Below are 16,287 nucleotides of genomic sequence, written 5' to 3' on the forward strand. Positions count from 1 at the left end.
TGATTCTTATTTTGAATCGCCAACCATATTTTCAGGTTTAACCCAAGTATCATAATCTTCGGCAGAAACATAACCTAAATTAATGGCTTCTTCTTTTAAAGTTGTTCCATTTTTATGAGCTGTATTTGCAATTTCGGCAGCTTTATAATAACCTATTTTAGTATTTAATGCAGTTACTAGCATTAATGAGTTATTTAATAATTCTTTAATAACGCCATGATTTGGTTCTATGCCAGAAGCACAATGCGCTTCAAAGCTTACACAAGCGTCTCCAATTAGCTGTGCAGATTGTAAAACATTTGCAGCCATCATTGGTTTAAATACGTTTAACTCGTAATGACCTTGAGTACCACCAACAGTTACGGCAACATCGTTGCCCATAACTTGAGCACAAACCATGGTTAAAGCTTCACATTGGGTTGGGTTTACTTTTCCTGGCATAATAGAGCTTCCAGGTTCATTAGCAGGAATTATAATTTCTCCAATACCAGAACGTGGTCCAGAAGCCATCATACGTACATCATTAGCAATTTTGTTAAGTGATACAGCTAATTGCTTTAAAGCACCATGTGTTTCAACTAAAGCATCGTGAGCAGCTAAAGCTTCAAATTTGTTTTCAGCAGTTATAAAAGGTAGGTTTGTAAATTGAGCAATATATTTTGCAACTAAAATATCATAACCTTTTGGTGTGTTTAATCCTGTACCAACAGCTGTTCCTCCTAAAGCTAATTCGGCTAAATGGGGTAAAGTGTTTTTTAAAGCTTTAAGTCCATGGTCTAATTGAGACACATATCCCGAAAATTCTTGACCTAAGGTTAGTGGTGTTGCATCCATTAAATGTGTGCGTCCAATTTTAACAACCTCCTTAAATTCAATAGCTTTTTTATGTAATGTATCTCTAAGTTTAGTTATTCCTGGAATAGTGGTTTCTACTATTTTTTTATAAGCAGCAATATGCATGCCTGTTGGAAATGTATCGTTAGACGACTGTGATTTATTCACATCATCATTTGGTTGAATTGTTTTTTCACCTTCACCAATAATATGACCAGCAATTTGATGCGCTCTATTAGCAATAACCTCATTTACATTCATATTGCTTTGTGTTCCTGATCCTGTTTGCCAGATAACTAAAGGAAACTGATTATCATGTTTACCTTCTAGAATTTCATCACAAACTTTAGCTATTAAATCTCTTTTTTCTGTTGATAAAACACCAAGTTCATTATTTGTGTATGCAGCTGCTTTTTTTAAGTAAGCAAAACCATAAACAATCTCTAGTGGCATTGATGCTGAAGCCCCAATTTTAAAGTTATTACGAGAACGTTCTGTTTGAGCTCCCCATAGTTTATCTGCAGGCACATTTACATTACCCATAGTGTCTTTTTCTATTCTAAAATCCATTGCTAAATAAAGTATTTATTACAGCTGCAAAGTTACAATTTTGTTGTTGATTTGATCTAAGTATTTAAGCCTTTATTTGTTATTATTGATAGATTTAAATTAGTATTGAAAACCTGTTAATAAAACTCAAATTTTCTATTGTAAAACAAAACTCTTTATTATATCTTTGCCATAGTTATATAAAAGAACCACACATTATGTTTGATTTTGATCAGTATTTAGGATTTTTAGCGTTTTTAACCATTTTAACTTTAGGTTTTTGGTTGATGATATTTTTAATCACATTTGTAATCCCTTATTGGATTGGAGGTTCTTTAATGGAACGCATGAAGGAAATACGTGATGAAAAGAAAGCAAAAAGAGAAGCATCTACTCATTAATTGAGTATTTATAAATATTAAAAAAAGGAAGCTATATGGCTTCCTTTTTTTTGTTATGTGTTTTTGAGTTATCCTTCAAAATCAAAATCATCACTTCTGTTACCGCGTTGACGTTTCTTCTTTTGATTAAACCTATAAGTGAATGATAAATTAAAACTACGCTCTCTCCATTGAAATTCGCTTTCACTTGTAAAGGTTGGAGTAGTGGTTGTTTGGTTTCGTTTTCTACTATTAAAGACATCATTAACATTAAATGCTATTGATGCTTTATCTTTAAATAGGTCTTTACTAAAAGCTAAAGTTGTACTAAATAATGCGTCTCTATCATTTTGCGAATCTTCACTTCTTGGACCATTATAAAACAATCGTGTTTGCCAATCTATATTTCCGGGTAATGTGTATTTGTTATTTAAACGTACAAACCAACTTGAGTTTTTATTGGCTAAATCTAATCCGCTAGGTGTTATGCCTTCAGTTTCAGATTGAAAGAAATTAAAATTAGCATTTATGTTCCACTTTTTTGAAGCTCTATATGCTAAAGTAAATTCAAAACCAATACGATCTTGAGTAGCTAAATTTATTGGTGTTCGGTTTATTACATTTTCTTCAATACCATTTACAATAACGGTTTCACCAGTATCTAACGAAATAAAATTAAAAACGTCTGTTGCATGAGAATAATATGCAGACGTGTCAAATGTAAACTTGCCAAAACGTTTTAAATACCCTAAATCAAACTGTCCAGAATAGCTTGGGTCTAAATCTGGATTACCTTGAAACACGCTGGTAATACTTGATCTTGAAGGGAATGGATTTATAAAAAAGGAACGAGGTCTTCGTAAACGTCTGTTATATGCTAAGGTGATATTTTCACTTTTACTGAGTTCATAATTTAAATTTACAGTTGGAAATAAACCTGTATAGTTTTTCTTTTTAAATGCTCCAGTAGTTGGTTGATCTAAAGTGATTTGGGTATTCTCCATACGTAAACCTAATAGGTATGAAAATTTATCTCCTATTTTGCTGCCATATTGTGTATAGACTGCTGTTAAATACTCTTTGTAATTAAAAAGGTTTGTTAAGCCATTATCTACTACAAATTGATTTGTATTGCTATCTAAAAATTCTACAGTGTAATCTGTGCTTTGTTTATTGAAGTTTCCACGATAACCCATTTCAAACTGGCTTTTTTCTCCTATAGGTAGTACATAATCTGTTTGTAATAATATACGCGTTTGGTCTTCTAAAGTAGCTACTTTTTCTTTGTTTATGCCATCAATGTTTACAAGTGAATTTTCATCTTCATTGCTGTCTTCGTACTGAAAATCGAATGTTAATTTATGACCACTAGTTTTAAATTGTTTATCAAAATTTATAGCATAGAAAATTGTTTTGTCATTTTCTAATTCTGGATCTAAACGTAAACTACTAGACAATAAGCTCCTATTAGTGTCAAACTGCTCAATGATGTTAGTTGTGTTTCTTTCACTGTCACTATCTCTATAGAAAATAGATGATGTTAATGATGCAGAGTCTGTGATATACCATTCTATACCTAAATTGGTATTGAAACCTTTTCTTACGCGATCAAAATCACTAGATTCATCTAAAAATGTATCTGGGTTGTCTGCTATTAAATTTCCTAAATCATCAAAGTCTTTATTAAAATTTTGACGTGATGAATTTATATGACCAGGAGCTTCGCGATAACTATAACCAGAAGTGTTAAAAATGTTTACGTTTCCGGTTCTATAATTTATATTTCCTGAAATTCCTGCAGAAGGATTATAGCCAACATTAGTGGTTATGGCTCCATTGAGACCTTGAAGTTTACTTCGCCTTAGTATAATGTTTAAGATTCCTGCTGTGCCTTCGGCATCATATCGTGCTGAAGGCGATGTGATAACTTCTACCTTTTCAATTGATTCTGCTGGTAATTGACGTAAAGCATCAGTTGAGTTTAAACCAACTAAACCAGATGGTTTACCGTTTATTAAAATTCTAACATTTTCATTACCTCGCAATGAAACATTTCCTTCTACATCAACAGAAACTGAAGGCACATTATCTAAAACATCACTAACTGTGCCGCCTCGTACTGTAAGGTCTTTACCAACATTGTAGATTTTTTTATCGAGCTTTATCTCTACAGTTGTACGTTCTGCAATAACTTCTACGGCGTCTAAAGACTCTATGTCTAAAGCTAAGCTAACTTTACCTAAGTCTATATCGTTTGTTATATTTCTATCTTGAAATGTTTGTGTTTTATAAGATATGTATTCTACTAATATATTATAGACACCTTTGGGAACTTTAATGTTAAACTTCCCTTTTTCATCGGTAATGCCACCAGTAATTATTTTATTCTCTTTCTTGCTAAAAAAAGAGACTGTAGCATATTCTAAAGGTGCATTTACGTCTTTATCAATTACTGTTCCTGTAACTTTTGCTTCTTTGTTTTGTTGAGCGAAAGCTGTGCTAAGTGTTAAGAATAACACTATTATATTAAAAAAAGATTTCATAAAGTTTTAGTTTTTATCTGCTTTATGTTTTCTTTTCTTTTTTTTCTTTTCCTCTTTTTTTTCCTTTGGTTTGTTTTTAAGGATATCTTTAATTTTTATCATAGTATCTTCAGAAACCATGTCCTTTATATCTAAAAAATGAGTAGCATCTAGATTTTCTAACAATTCTTCACGTTTGTAGCTTTTCATTTCTGTCATTAAAAGTGTCTTCTTTTTTTCAAAGTATGAATGTAATTTTTGAGAAATGATTTCTTTTTGAAAATCATCTACATTTAAACTATTAACAAAGTCTGAAACATATTTCTCTTTCTTTTTTTCTAATTCTTTTTTGTAACGCTCAATTTTTGCCTTGTCTGCAGCTTTGTTTTGAGGTGCTCTATTTTGTGTAGCTCTTCTTTGTGCAGAAGTAGAAGTAATCATTGAAAATGATAGAATGAAAATAAAAATTAATCTTTGCATACTTAATGGTGTGAAATTCTCGACAAAAATAGAGTTTGCTTTACACTAGCTTGGTTAAACTTGTGTTAAAAGAAAAGTTTAAAATGTACTAAATAATATCTAAAATACGCTTTGGAGGCCTTCCAATTACTGCTTTATCACCGTTAATAATAATAGGACGCTCAATGAGTTGTGGGTATTTTGCCATCACATCAATAAGTTCTTTATCTGTAAATTCAAGACCTTTAAAGTTATCTTTCCAAATGGTTTCGTTTTTTCTAATGAGTTCTATTGGACTAATATTTAGAAGCTTTATAATTTTGCCAAGTTTTTCAGATTCTAAAGGCTGATCTAGATATTTTATGACTTCGTGATTTGCTTTTTGAGTTTCTAAAATCTCTAACGATTCTCTAGATTTACTACATTTGGGGTTGTGATAAATTACAATCATTTTTGCTATTTAGTTTAAAGGGATACTCAAAGTTAGTTTATTTTTTACTTGCTATAAATTGAATAAGTAATCTTATCAACATTTTACTTAACATAATTAATATTATAATTGATTGCTCTCTTCTTGTTGACCCATCATCATTAGATATGCCTTTAAAAATGGCTCAATATCGCCATCCATAACGGCATCTACATTACCAGTTTCATGTAATGAACGCACATCTTTTACTAGTTTGTAGGGATGCATAACATAATTTCGTATTTGACTTCCCCATTCAATTTTCATTTTCCCAGCTTCAATATCATCTCTTTGTGCCATTTGTTTTTGTAACTCAATTTCATATAATTGAGATTTCAACATTTGCATTGCCCGAGATCTATTATCATGTTGTGAACGTGTTTCTGAACATGAAATTTGAATACCAGTTGGCTTATGAGTTAATTGAACTTTGGTTTCTACTTTATTTACGTTTTGTCCACCAGCACCACTAGATCTTGCGGTTACAATTTCTATATCTGCAGGATTGATTTCAATTTCAATAGTATCATCAACCAATGGATAAACATAAACAGAAGCAAAACTTGTATGTCTTTTAGCGTTACTATCAAAAGGAGAAATACGAACCAAGCGGTGTACACCATTTTCGCCTTTTAACCAACCAAAAGCAAAATCACCTTCAATTTCTAAAGTCACAGTTTTTATACCAGCCACATCACCTTCTTGAAAGTTGAGCTCTCTTACTTTAAAGCCGCTCTTTTCTGCGTACATCAAGTACATTCGCATAAGCATTTGAGCCCAGTCACAAGATTCTGTTCCGCCAGCTCCAGCTGTAATTTGTAATACAGCACTTAGTGAGTCGCCTTCTTCAGAAAGCATGTTTTTAAATTCTAATTTTTCAATGCTACTTGTAGCTTGAGCAAATCTAGACTCTACATCTTCAGCAGTAGCTTCATCTTCTTTATAGAATTCATAAAGCACCTCTAGATCTTCAATTAATGTTTTAGATGTTGTATAATCGTCAATCCATTTTTTCTTTTCACGAAGCGATTTCATTACAAGCTCTGCTTGTTTAGAGTCGTTCCAGAAGTTTGGGTCGAAAGTTTGTTCTTCTTCGTTAGAAATTTCAATTAGTTTAGCATCTATGTCAAAGATACTGCCTAAGCGAGCTAAGGCGTTTATTTAGATCTGTAATTTGATCTGATGTAATCATAGTGAATAAATTTTAACAAATGTAAAATTTATGTCTTATTGTAAAAGAATTTTAAGTCATATTTTTTGAAGTTATTTATGTAGTTTTATGAGCTAATTAATTATTATGAAAAAATACACTTTATTTCTTGTATGTATTCTTATTGCAAGTGCTTCTTTTTCTCAAGTATTAGAAGGAAAACAACTTAAAAAATATAATGGCTATTTTAATTTCTTTTATGAAGAAGCTCAAGATAAAATCTATTTAGAAGTTGAAGATTTAAACAAAGAATTTCTGTATGTAAGTTCTTTGGCGACTGGAGTAGGTTCTAACGATATTGGCTTAGATCGAGGTCAATTAGGAAATCAATATGTTGTAAAATTCATTAAAGCAGGAAATAAGTTATTACTCGTTCAGCCTAATCAAAATTATAGAGCAATTACAGAAAACCAATTAGAAAGGAAAAGTATCGAGCAAGCGTTTGCTACATCTGTTTTATTTGGTTTTAAAATTGAAGAAGAAAAAGCAGGTAAGTATATTATAGATTTTACACCTTTTTTGATGCAAGACACGCATCAAGTAGCAAATACCTTAAAAAATGCTAAAGAAGGCAACTATAAAATTGATGCAAGTAAAAGTGCACTAGCATTAGAACGCACAAAAGCATTTCCTAAAAATGTTGAGTTTGAAACATTACTAACATTTAAAGGAGAACCTAAAGGACGAAATATTAGAAGTGTTACACCAACACCATCTTTGGTTAGTGTAATTCAGCACCATTCGTTTGTAGAGTTGCCAGACAACAACTATAAAAAACGCGAGTTTGATGTGCGAAGTGGTGCTATTTCAATATCATATTTAGATTATGCAACACCAATACAAGAACAAATAAGAAAGCGATACATTATACGTCATCGTTTAGAAAAAAAGAACCCTAATGCAGAAATAAGCGAAGCTGTAGAACCTATAATTTATTATTTAGATCCAGGAACACCAGAACCAGTACGTTCGGCATTATTAGATGGAGCGCGTTGGTGGAATGAAGCTTACCAATCAATTGGTTTTAAAGATGCTTTTCAGGTAAAAATGTTGCCAGAAGATGCGGATCCAATGGATTGCAGATATAATGTTATACAATGGGTGCATCGTTCTACTCGTGGTTGGAGTTATGGCGGAAGTGTTATAGACCCAAGAACTGGTGAAATTATTAAAGGCCATGTTAGTTTAGGGAGTTTACGTATTCGTCAAGATTTTATGATTGCTCAAGCCTTACTAAATAAACCTTTTGCTGAGCGTGACGATAACTATCAACCAATGTTAGAGATGGCATTGTCTAGAATTAGACAATTAAGTGCTCACGAAGTTGGACATACCATTGGATTTGCACATAATTTTGCTGCAAGTGCAAATAACAGAGCATCAGTAATGGATTATCCGCATCCAACAGTAACTTTAAATAATGGCGAAATAGACCTAAGTAACGCCTATGCAACAGGAATTGGTAATTGGGATAAGGTTACTGTTGCGTATAGTTATTCTGAATTCGATAAAAATGCAAATGAAGAGCAAGAGTTAAATTCAATTTTAGAGAAAGCTCAAAATAGCGGATTGCGTTTTATTACAGATGCAGATGCTAGACCACAAAGTGGTGCTCATGTTCTGGCTCACCTTTGGGATAATGGTATAAGTGCTGCTGAAGAATTAAATAATGTGCTTAAAGTTAGAGCAAAAGCTATCTCAAATTTTTCAAAAGATAATATAAAAACTAACGAACCGTATTCGGTTTTAGAAGATGTATTTGTACCATTGTATTTCTTTCATCGTTTTCAAACAGAAGCAGCTTCAAAGGTTGTTGGTGGTTTAGACTATAATTATGCAGTTAAAGGCGATAATCAATTAATTACTAAAGTTGTTAATGTTAAAGAACAGCGAGAGGCATTTAATGCACTATTAAATACAATTTCTGCTGAAGCGATTGTTATTCCGAAAGAAAAGTTAGAATTATTTCCGCCAAGAGCTTTTGGTTATGGTAGAAGTAGAGAGTCTTTCTCAGGAAAAACTGGCGTTGCTTTTGATCCTTTAAGTGCTGTGTCTACAGCTAGTAATATGTCGTTAAAATTGTTGTTGAATCCGCAAAGAGCTAATCGTTTGGTGCAACAAAAAAGCTTAGACAGTAATCAATTAGGGTTAGATGAAGTATTAGAAACGCTAATAAAAGAGTCGTTTAAAAAACAATATAATGACGCGTATTTAAACGAAGCACAACAAATGATTAATACTAATGTGCTTAAGTATATTATGAATTTAGCAGTAAATGATAATTCATTTTTTCAAGTAAAAGCAAAAGCAAATAGTGCTATTATTTCAATTGCTAAATCTATAGATATTTTATCACCTTATGGTATGGAATATATGCGATTAATAAAACGCTTTAATGACAAGCCAGAAGCGTTTAAGTTAGAAAGCTCTCCAAAAATACCAGATGGTTCTCCTATTGGGACAGACAACTGTAATTACTTATTAGATTAGAAAAATGATTATAGATTTAAGAAGCGATACCGTAACAAAGCCAACAAAAGGAATGTTGGATGCTATGTTTTCTGCTAAGGTTGGTGATGATGTGTTTAGAGAAGACCCAACAGTTAATGAGCTTGAAGAATGTTTGGCTAAAATGTTTGGGAAACCAAAAGCATTATTTTTTCCTTCGGGAAGTATGGCAAATCAAACAGCTTTAAAACTACATACTAATCCTGGAGACCAAGTTATTTGTGATAAATACGCGCACATATATAATTATGAAGCTGGAGGCGCATCTTTTAATAGCGGCTTGTCATGTAAATTAATTGATGGCAATAGAGGCATGTTTACTGCAAATCAAGTTATAGAAGCTATTAATCCATCAGAATATTATTACAGCCAAACACGACTAGTAGAAGTAGAGAATACTACAAACAAAGGTGGTGGAGCTTGCTGGAATTTTGAAGAGCTTAAAAAGATAAGAACTGTTTGTGAAGAAAATGAGTTAGGATACCATCTTGATGGCGCAAGACTATGGAATGCTTTAGTTGCTAAAAACGAATCAGCAAAGCAATATGGTGATATTTTCGATTCTATTTCGGTGTGCTTAAGTAAAGGTCTTGGTTGCCCTATTGGTTCTGTGCTCATTGGCGATGAAGATATTATGAAAAATGCTATAAGAGTGCGTAAAATTTTTGGAGGTAATATGAGGCAAGTTGGTTATCTCGCAGCAGCTGCGTTATTTGCTTTAGATAATAATGTGGAGCGCTTAGCAGACGACCATAAAAAAGCAAAAGAAATAGAAGCAGAACTTAGCAATCTCTCTTTCATAAAAAAGGTAGAACCTGTTGAAACTAATATTGTGATATTTGAATTACAACCAAATGTTGACGAAACTAGTTTTGTAAACCAATTAAAAGAAAATAACATTTATATTATTGGTATGGGCGGCAGAAAATTACGTATTGTAACACATCTAGATTACACTAACGAAATGCACGATAAGCTTTTGAGCGTTTTTAGGAAGAATGATTTTACTAATAAATAATTATTTGCCAAAGCAATTAGTTATAGACGTTGTAGGCAGTAGTAATTATATTATTTCTTTTAGTTTAGTATATGATTCCTCAAGAAACTCTTTAATCAAATCAATTAATTCATGAGTGCTTTTTCTTAAAATTGTTATTTCTTCTTTAATCTTTTCATCTGTATATTCTATAAGAACTTTATCAGTTTCAGAGCCAATGAGTGCGTTAAGATCTTCCCAAATAACAGTTCCATTGAATGGTTTTATATCTGCTTCTCCAGTATGTAATTTTTTATGTCTTTCTGTTTTTAATTCCTTAAGTTTTTCGGTTATTTTTTCAGCTATTGAGGATATTTCGTTAAAACCTTCTTTTTTCGCTTTGTCTTTAAAAGTATGGGCTGAAACTTTTTCTAAATTAAGGTCTAAATCATATAATAGAGTTCCTATTTTTCCTAATAAATCTAATACTGTAATTATTCTAATGAAGTAGTTTTCATAATGATATTTAAAGTAAGTTTCTTGAGAATCCAAAAAAGAATAGTGTTTTATAATATCAGCACGTTCTTTTTCTAAAAATTGGAATGTTAAATCTATATCTCTTAAAACGACACTTATATTTCCGTATAGTTTTAAAATTAATTTAATTTTTTTTTCATTTTCAGTTCCATATTCTTCGTAAACTAAATCTAGGTTTTCTAGACACTCTTTCAAATGTTTAGAAACAAATTTTAAAGATGCCTTTGCTAATTCAAGTTCGAATTGTGTGCCAGATAAATATTCCTCCATAATCTGTTTCTCTTATTACTGCCAACGAGTTTGTGTATGATTTCGTTGTGTTGGCTAGGACTAAATTTGCAAGAAGAAACCGAACCAGTAGGAAAATCTGCAGGATTTTCCGAGTACACATAAACCGAGCATTTGGTTATACACGTTAGCTGTAGTTTTATTTTTTCTTATTTAAACCTGTTAAACTAGTATATAGTATTTCATCAGAATTTTTATAGAGTCTAAGCATCAAACGTTTAGCACTTGTCGTTTCGATATTATTTTCTATCACATAGAGATACTCTCCGTTATCAAATCTATAATCAAAACCAGAACCATATTTGGTTTGTTGTTCAACCTCTCCGTTATACAAAACCAAACTTGGTCTATCTTTTGTAGTGTTTGGTTTATTCCAAGATGTATATCTTATAGTACCATCTTTTAGTTTATCTACTTTAATTATAAACTTATTATTTTCAGAATGTATAATGTTTTCTTTATACTCATTACGATAGGTAATTTGTTTGTCTTGAATCTTAAATTTATAATATGCTTTATCATTACTAGCATAGAAACTACTATCTGAGACCCAATATACTTTACCAAAAGAGCTAAAATCAAATTTATATTTTTCCTCTATGTCGTAATCTGTAATAAGAATTGGATGTGCTTTTTTGTCTATCATTTGATACAAAGAAATGCCATCGAAATCAATCCCGTCATTAGCATAACTATAAATGAATTTTAGATTTGGTGAAAAAATAAGCTCGTAGCCTGATATATAGGACGTTGATCCATCTTCTAAGTTTATTAACAGATTTGAAACAGTTGATTCAAACCAATTTTCATAAATGACACAACTATTTAATTTTTTTATGAAGCCGCGATAAGATACACTAATAAGTTCATCATCATCTTCTAAACAAGTTTTGATAGTCTTAATTGGTGTTTTGACAGTGTAACAAGATTCTGTTAAATTTAGCTGAGAAGGAAATATAGTTTTATCTAATAATTGAGTTGTTTTAATTTGTTTAGCTTCTTCATAATCTTCCTTTTTTATAGTCGTTAAGATTATATCATAATTTTCGTTTCCTCTAATCAATAAATAAAAATCATTATTTGGCTTTATTGTGTCTATAATCTGTTTAGAATTAAGTGAGTTTTTTAATTTTATTTCGAGACGATCTTTAGCATTATTTATTATTCGATATTCTTTTGTTGAAACACTCAGTAATAAAATAGTAAGAATTATAGTAGTAAAATTCATTTTTAGACCTTTATTTAATTAATATGATTTTGTCGCGGAAAATCATTGCAGTTTGCTGTACATGTTGTTGGGTGTAGGCTTTTTAACTGATTTAAAATTAAAATCCGTATGTTTTTTTTGCACTTTCGATTTGCTCTTTTTCTGTTGTTTCTGGATAAAGAATATATTTAGGTGCAATAATTGGTTTAACTTGTTCTACGGTAATTTTTGATATAGTTGCAAAAGGAAATTTCCCATCTGTCATTTCAGTTAATATCCTTTCCATTTCCAAGAATTCAGAGTCAGTTTTTTTAATAATTTTTGCTTTTCCTTTTATTTGAAATCCTTTCTGCACCAGAATGTCAATAAAACTCACACAAACATTTTCGTTCTGTTTGATATTTCTAACTGTTTGGGGTGAAGCAATATTTGCAACAATTATTTTGTCCGTTCCATAATAATTGAAAATTTCTTTTGGTGAAACATTTGGTGTATTTTCAGTCGATACAGTTGCTAGCCAACACAGAACGCTTCTGTTTATATACTCCTTAATTTCTGTTGTTAGTTCCATGGTTTTTAGCTTACCAACATCTATATAGTTAACAGTTACTTAAACATATCCATTCCAGGAATATTAGGCATACCATCTTTTGCAACAGCAGCTAATTCTGTTTCGTTAACATGGGTTGCTTTTTCAATGGCCTTATTTAAAGTTAAAATAAGATAATCTTCAAGCATTTCTTTATCTTGTAAAAGCGCGTCATCAATAGAAATTGTTTTAATTGTTCTATTGGCAGTTAGTGTAACTTTTAGTTTATCATCACTACTAGCTTCATCTACCAAAACATGGTTTAAACGTTCTTTAGTAGCTTCAACCTTTTTTTTAGTTTCTTTAAGCTTCGCCATCATTCCCATCATATCTCCAAACATAATCTTGTGTTTTAAATTTCAATTACAAAACTACTAAATCTGTGTAATAAATCATTAATAATCTATTAACATCTAGATTATAATTTTAATCCTATTTTTGCAGTCTTCAAAAGAAAATAAATTAATGATAAATTCAATTGTTCAGCCTCCAATTGCTGCAAAACTTCCAAGGGAATTAAAGATTCATAATGATGTAAGAATTGATGATTATTTCTGGCTTAACCAAAGAGAAAATCAAGAAGTCTTAGATTATTTAAATGCAGAAAACGACTATTTTGAGCAAATGACTTCGCATACTAAAGATTTTGAAAATCATCTTTTTGAAGAAATGAAGAGCAGAATAAAAGAAGATGACCAATCTGTACCTTATAAATATAATGGCTATTGGTATATTGTTAGATATGAAAAAGGAAAAGACTATCCTATTTACACGCGTAAAAAAGAAACTTTAGAGGCTGAAGAAGAATTACTTTTTGATTGTAATATCATGGCTCAAGGCCATGATTACTTTAGGCTTGTAGGTTTAAGCGTAAGTCCTGATAATACAATGATTTCTTTTGGAGTTGATACAACAGGACGTCGTAATTATAAAATACAAGTTAAAGACTTAAAAAAAGGTAAGTTACTTGCAGATGTTATTGAAAACACTACAGGCTCAGCAACTTGGGCAAATGATAATAAAACACTGTTTTATACGCAAAAGAATAAACAAACGCTTCGCTCTAATAAAATATATAAACACAAACTAGGAAATCTACAATCTGAGGATACCTTAATTTTTAATGAAACAGATGAAACTTTTGGAGTTACAGTTTATAAAACAAAATCCAGAAAGTATTTAGTAATTGCATGCTATAGTACTTTAACTAATGAGTATCATATTTTAAACGCTAATACACCAAACGATGATTTTAAAGTGTTTCAAGAACGTGTAAGAGCTTTAGAATATAGTATTTCGCATTATGAAGATCAGTTTTATATTGTAACTAATGCAAATGATGCGTTTAATTTTAAATTAATGAAAACGCATGAAAACCAAACAGAAATCTCTAATTGGGTTGAGGTGATTGCCCATAGAGAAAATGTGCTGCTTGAAGATATTGATATTTTTAAAGATTTTTTAGTCGTTAGCGAAAGAGCTAATGGCTTAAATAAAATAAGAATTAAACGTTGGGATAATACAGATGATTATTATTTACCATTTGATAACGAAACCTACACAGCCTATACAAGTACAAATGTAGATTTTGATACAGAAATATTACGTTATGGTTATAACGCTTTAACAACACCAGCTTCTACTATCGATTTTAATATGGTTACAAAAACTAAAACCATTAAAAAAGAACAGGAAGTTTTAGGAGGAAAGTTTAATAAAAATAATTATGAGTCTGAACGTATATGGGCTACATCTGATGACGGAACCAAAATACCAATGTCTTTAGTTTATAAAAAAGGTCTTAAAAAAGATGGTACAAATCCAGTTTTACAGTATGCTTATGGATCTTATGGTTCTACAATTGATCCTTATTTTTCTACCATACGTTTAAGTTTATTAGATCGAGGATTTATTTACGCTATTGCGCATGTAAGAGGAGGCGAATATTTAGGAAGACAATGGTATGAAAACGGAAAATTATTGCATAAAAAAAATACATTTTCAGATTTTATTAATTGTTCAAAATTTTTAATTACAGAAAAGTATACATCATCAAAACACTTATATGCAATGGGAGGAAGCGCTGGCGGACTTCTTATGGGCGTTATAATAAATAATGCACCAAAACTATATAATGGCGTTATCGCTGCAGTACCATTTGTAGATGTTGTTACTACAATGTTAGATGATACAATTCCTTTAACAACTGGAGAATATGACGAATGGGGAAACCCCAATGATGAAAGTTATTACAATTATATAAAAGACTATTCACCTTACGATAATGTATTGTCACAAGATTATCCTAACCTTTTGGTAACAGCAGGATTACATGATTCTCAAGTGCAATATTGGGAACCTGCAAAATGGGTAGCTAAGCTAAGAGAAATGAAAACAGATAGCAATAAATTATTCTTAAAAACTAATATGAAAGCTGGTCATGGAGGAGCTTCAGGAAGATTTGAAGCATTAAGAGAAGATGCTCAAGAATATGCTTTTTTACTAGACTTAGAAAATATTAATAGCTAATTAAAAAAAAACGCTTATTTTTGCGAGGTTTTAGTTTTCATTTTATTAATTTGAAGCTGATAAATAGCATTTATGAAACAAGACATACAGGTATTTGATAATGTGTTAGAGCTCATAGGTAGAACACCTCTTATCAAACTAAATAGAATGACAGAAGACTTTGAAGGCGATTTTTATGCTAAAGTCGAAGCCTTTAATCCAGGTCATTCTTCAAAAGATAGAATTGCACTTCATATTATAGAAGAAGCTGAGAGGCAAGGTATACTTACTCCTGGCGATACAATTATAGAAACAACCTCAGGAAACACAGGGTTTAGTATTGCTATGGTTAGCATTATTAAAGGTTATGAGTGTATTTTGGCAGTGAGTTCAAAATCATCGGCAGATAAGATAGATATGCTAAAATCTATGGGAGCACAAGTTTATGTGTGTCCTGCTAATGTTAGTGCAGATGATTCACGTTCTTATTATCAGGTTGCAAAACGTTTACATAACGAAATAAAAGGTTCTATATACATTAATCAATATTTTAATCAATTAAATATTGATGCACATTATAATACAACAGGTCCAGAAATCTGGACTCAAACAGAAAAACAAATCACGCATTTAGTTGCTTGTAGTGGTACTGGAGGAACAATTTCTGGAATTGCTAAATATTTAAAAGAGAAAAACCCTAGTATAAAAATTATTGGAGTTGATGCTTTTGGTTCAGTCCTTAAAAAATATCATGAAACGCGTGAGTTTGATGATAAAGAAATTTACCCATACAGGATTGAAGGTTTAGGTAAAAACTTAATTCCTACGGCAACAGATTTTGACCTAATAGATAAGTTTGTTAAAGTAACAGACGAAGAAAGTGCCCATACAGCAAGAGAAATAGCTAAAAATGAAGGGTTGTTTGTGGGTTATACAAGTGGTGCAGCAATGCAAGCATTAAAACAACTTGAAGAAGCAGGAGAGTTTAAAAAAGGAGATAAAGTTGTTGTTGTTTTTCCAGATCATGGGTCAAGATATATGAGTAAAGTATATAGTGATAAATGGATGGAAGAGCAAGGTTTCTTTGATAGTAAAACAATAGCATCTGAAAAAATTCAGTATGTAAAATAATAAAAAAAGTAAAAATTAAAAATCCTATTGCGCTGTTTGTGTGATAGGATTTTTTGTGTATAATGGGTTATCAACACTAGTTTATAAAAATATTATGCGGTCATAATATAATTAACTAAT

Annotated in this window: 14 protein-coding genes; 5 read left to right on the forward strand and 9 right to left on the reverse strand. The window is 31.1% G+C overall.

Annotated elements, in window-relative coordinates:
• Nucleotides 1-6: 6 nt before the first annotated feature.
• On the reverse strand, nt 7-1,404 hold the full coding sequence (gene fumC, locus BXY80_RS06930; RefSeq protein WP_120200539.1) for a class II fumarate hydratase: 1,398 nt from the start codon (nt 1,402-1,404) through the stop codon (nt 7-9).
• A 197-nt stretch (nt 1,405-1,601) separates the two neighbouring features.
• Between fumC and BXY80_RS06935 the strand changes: the two genes are divergently transcribed.
• Nucleotides 1,602-1,784: an ATP synthase subunit B family protein gene (locus tag BXY80_RS06935; RefSeq protein WP_120200540.1), complete on the forward strand. Its 183-nt coding sequence runs from the start codon at nt 1,602-1,604 to the stop codon at nt 1,782-1,784.
• A 68-nt stretch (nt 1,785-1,852) separates the two neighbouring features.
• Here BXY80_RS06935 and BXY80_RS06940 read toward each other — a convergent pair whose 3' ends face one another.
• The 4 genes from BXY80_RS06940 to prfB all read right to left on the reverse strand — a co-directional run bounded on the left by BXY80_RS06940 (nt 1,853) and on the right by prfB (nt 6,405).
• Nucleotides 1,853-4,306 carry a TonB-dependent receptor domain-containing protein gene (locus tag BXY80_RS06940; RefSeq protein WP_120200541.1) on the reverse strand — a complete coding sequence of 818 codons (2,454 nt, stop codon included), beginning with the start codon at nt 4,304-4,306 and terminating at the stop codon, nt 1,853-1,855.
• A 6-nt stretch (nt 4,307-4,312) separates the two neighbouring features.
• On the reverse strand, nt 4,313-4,765 hold the full coding sequence (locus BXY80_RS06945; RefSeq protein ID WP_147376110.1) for a hypothetical protein: 453 nt from the start codon (nt 4,763-4,765) through the stop codon (nt 4,313-4,315).
• Between the two features lie 88 nt (nt 4,766-4,853).
• Complete coding sequence (arsC, locus tag BXY80_RS06950) at nt 4,854-5,195, reverse strand: arsenate reductase (glutaredoxin) (RefSeq protein WP_120200543.1); 342 nt, start codon at nt 5,193-5,195, stop codon at nt 4,854-4,856.
• Between the two features lie 102 nt (nt 5,196-5,297).
• Nucleotides 5,298-6,405 (reverse strand): peptide chain release factor 2 gene (gene prfB / locus BXY80_RS06955; protein WP_120200544.1). Its coding sequence is split into 2 segments (ribosomal slippage): nt 5,298-6,341 and nt 6,343-6,405, totalling 1,107 coding nucleotides; the frame shifts between segments, so codons are not numbered across the junction.
• 105 nt (nt 6,406-6,510) lie between these two features.
• On the opposite strand from prfB, the gene BXY80_RS06960 reads away from it, so the two are divergent.
• Nucleotides 6,511-8,913: a zinc-dependent metalloprotease gene (locus BXY80_RS06960; RefSeq protein WP_120200545.1), complete on the forward strand. Its 2,403-nt coding sequence runs from the start codon at nt 6,511-6,513 to the stop codon at nt 8,911-8,913.
• A 4-nt stretch (nt 8,914-8,917) separates the two neighbouring features.
• A complete protein-coding gene (locus BXY80_RS06965) occupies nt 8,918-9,949 on the forward strand; it encodes a threonine aldolase family protein (RefSeq protein ID WP_120200546.1) in 1,032 nt (343 codons plus the stop codon).
• Between the two features lie 45 nt (nt 9,950-9,994).
• Here the strand turns inward: BXY80_RS06965 and BXY80_RS06970 are convergent, their stop codons facing one another.
• The 4 genes from BXY80_RS06970 to BXY80_RS06985 form a co-directional block, all read right to left on the reverse strand.
• Complete coding sequence (locus tag BXY80_RS06970) at nt 9,995-10,714, reverse strand: Cthe_2314 family HEPN domain-containing protein (protein ID WP_120200547.1); 720 nt, start codon at nt 10,712-10,714, stop codon at nt 9,995-9,997.
• Between the two features lie 157 nt (nt 10,715-10,871).
• Complete coding sequence (locus BXY80_RS06975) at nt 10,872-11,960, reverse strand: hypothetical protein (RefSeq protein WP_120200548.1); 1,089 nt, start codon at nt 11,958-11,960, stop codon at nt 10,872-10,874.
• A gap of 97 nt (nt 11,961-12,057) precedes the next feature.
• Nucleotides 12,058-12,510: a pyridoxamine 5'-phosphate oxidase family protein gene (locus tag BXY80_RS06980; RefSeq protein WP_120200549.1), complete on the reverse strand. Its 453-nt coding sequence runs from the start codon at nt 12,508-12,510 to the stop codon at nt 12,058-12,060.
• A 35-nt stretch (nt 12,511-12,545) separates the two neighbouring features.
• Complete coding sequence (locus BXY80_RS06985; RefSeq protein WP_120200550.1) at nt 12,546-12,869, reverse strand: YbaB/EbfC family nucleoid-associated protein; 324 nt, start codon at nt 12,867-12,869, stop codon at nt 12,546-12,548.
• Nucleotides 12,870-12,993: 124 nt separating this feature from the next.
• Between BXY80_RS06985 and BXY80_RS06990 the strand changes: the two genes are divergently transcribed.
• Nucleotides 12,994-15,057 carry a S9 family peptidase gene (locus tag BXY80_RS06990; RefSeq protein WP_120200551.1) on the forward strand — a complete coding sequence of 688 codons (2,064 nt, stop codon included), beginning with the start codon at nt 12,994-12,996 and terminating at the stop codon, nt 15,055-15,057.
• Between the two features lie 72 nt (nt 15,058-15,129).
• Entirely contained in the window at nt 15,130-16,167 is a 1,038-nt protein-coding gene (locus tag BXY80_RS06995) for a PLP-dependent cysteine synthase family protein (RefSeq protein WP_120200552.1), read from the forward strand.
• Nucleotides 16,168-16,287 lie beyond the last annotated feature (120 nt).

Source organism: Ichthyenterobacterium magnum, from assembly GCF_003610635.1.
Taxonomy (GTDB): Bacteria; Bacteroidota; Bacteroidia; order Flavobacteriales; family Flavobacteriaceae; genus Ichthyenterobacterium; species Ichthyenterobacterium magnum.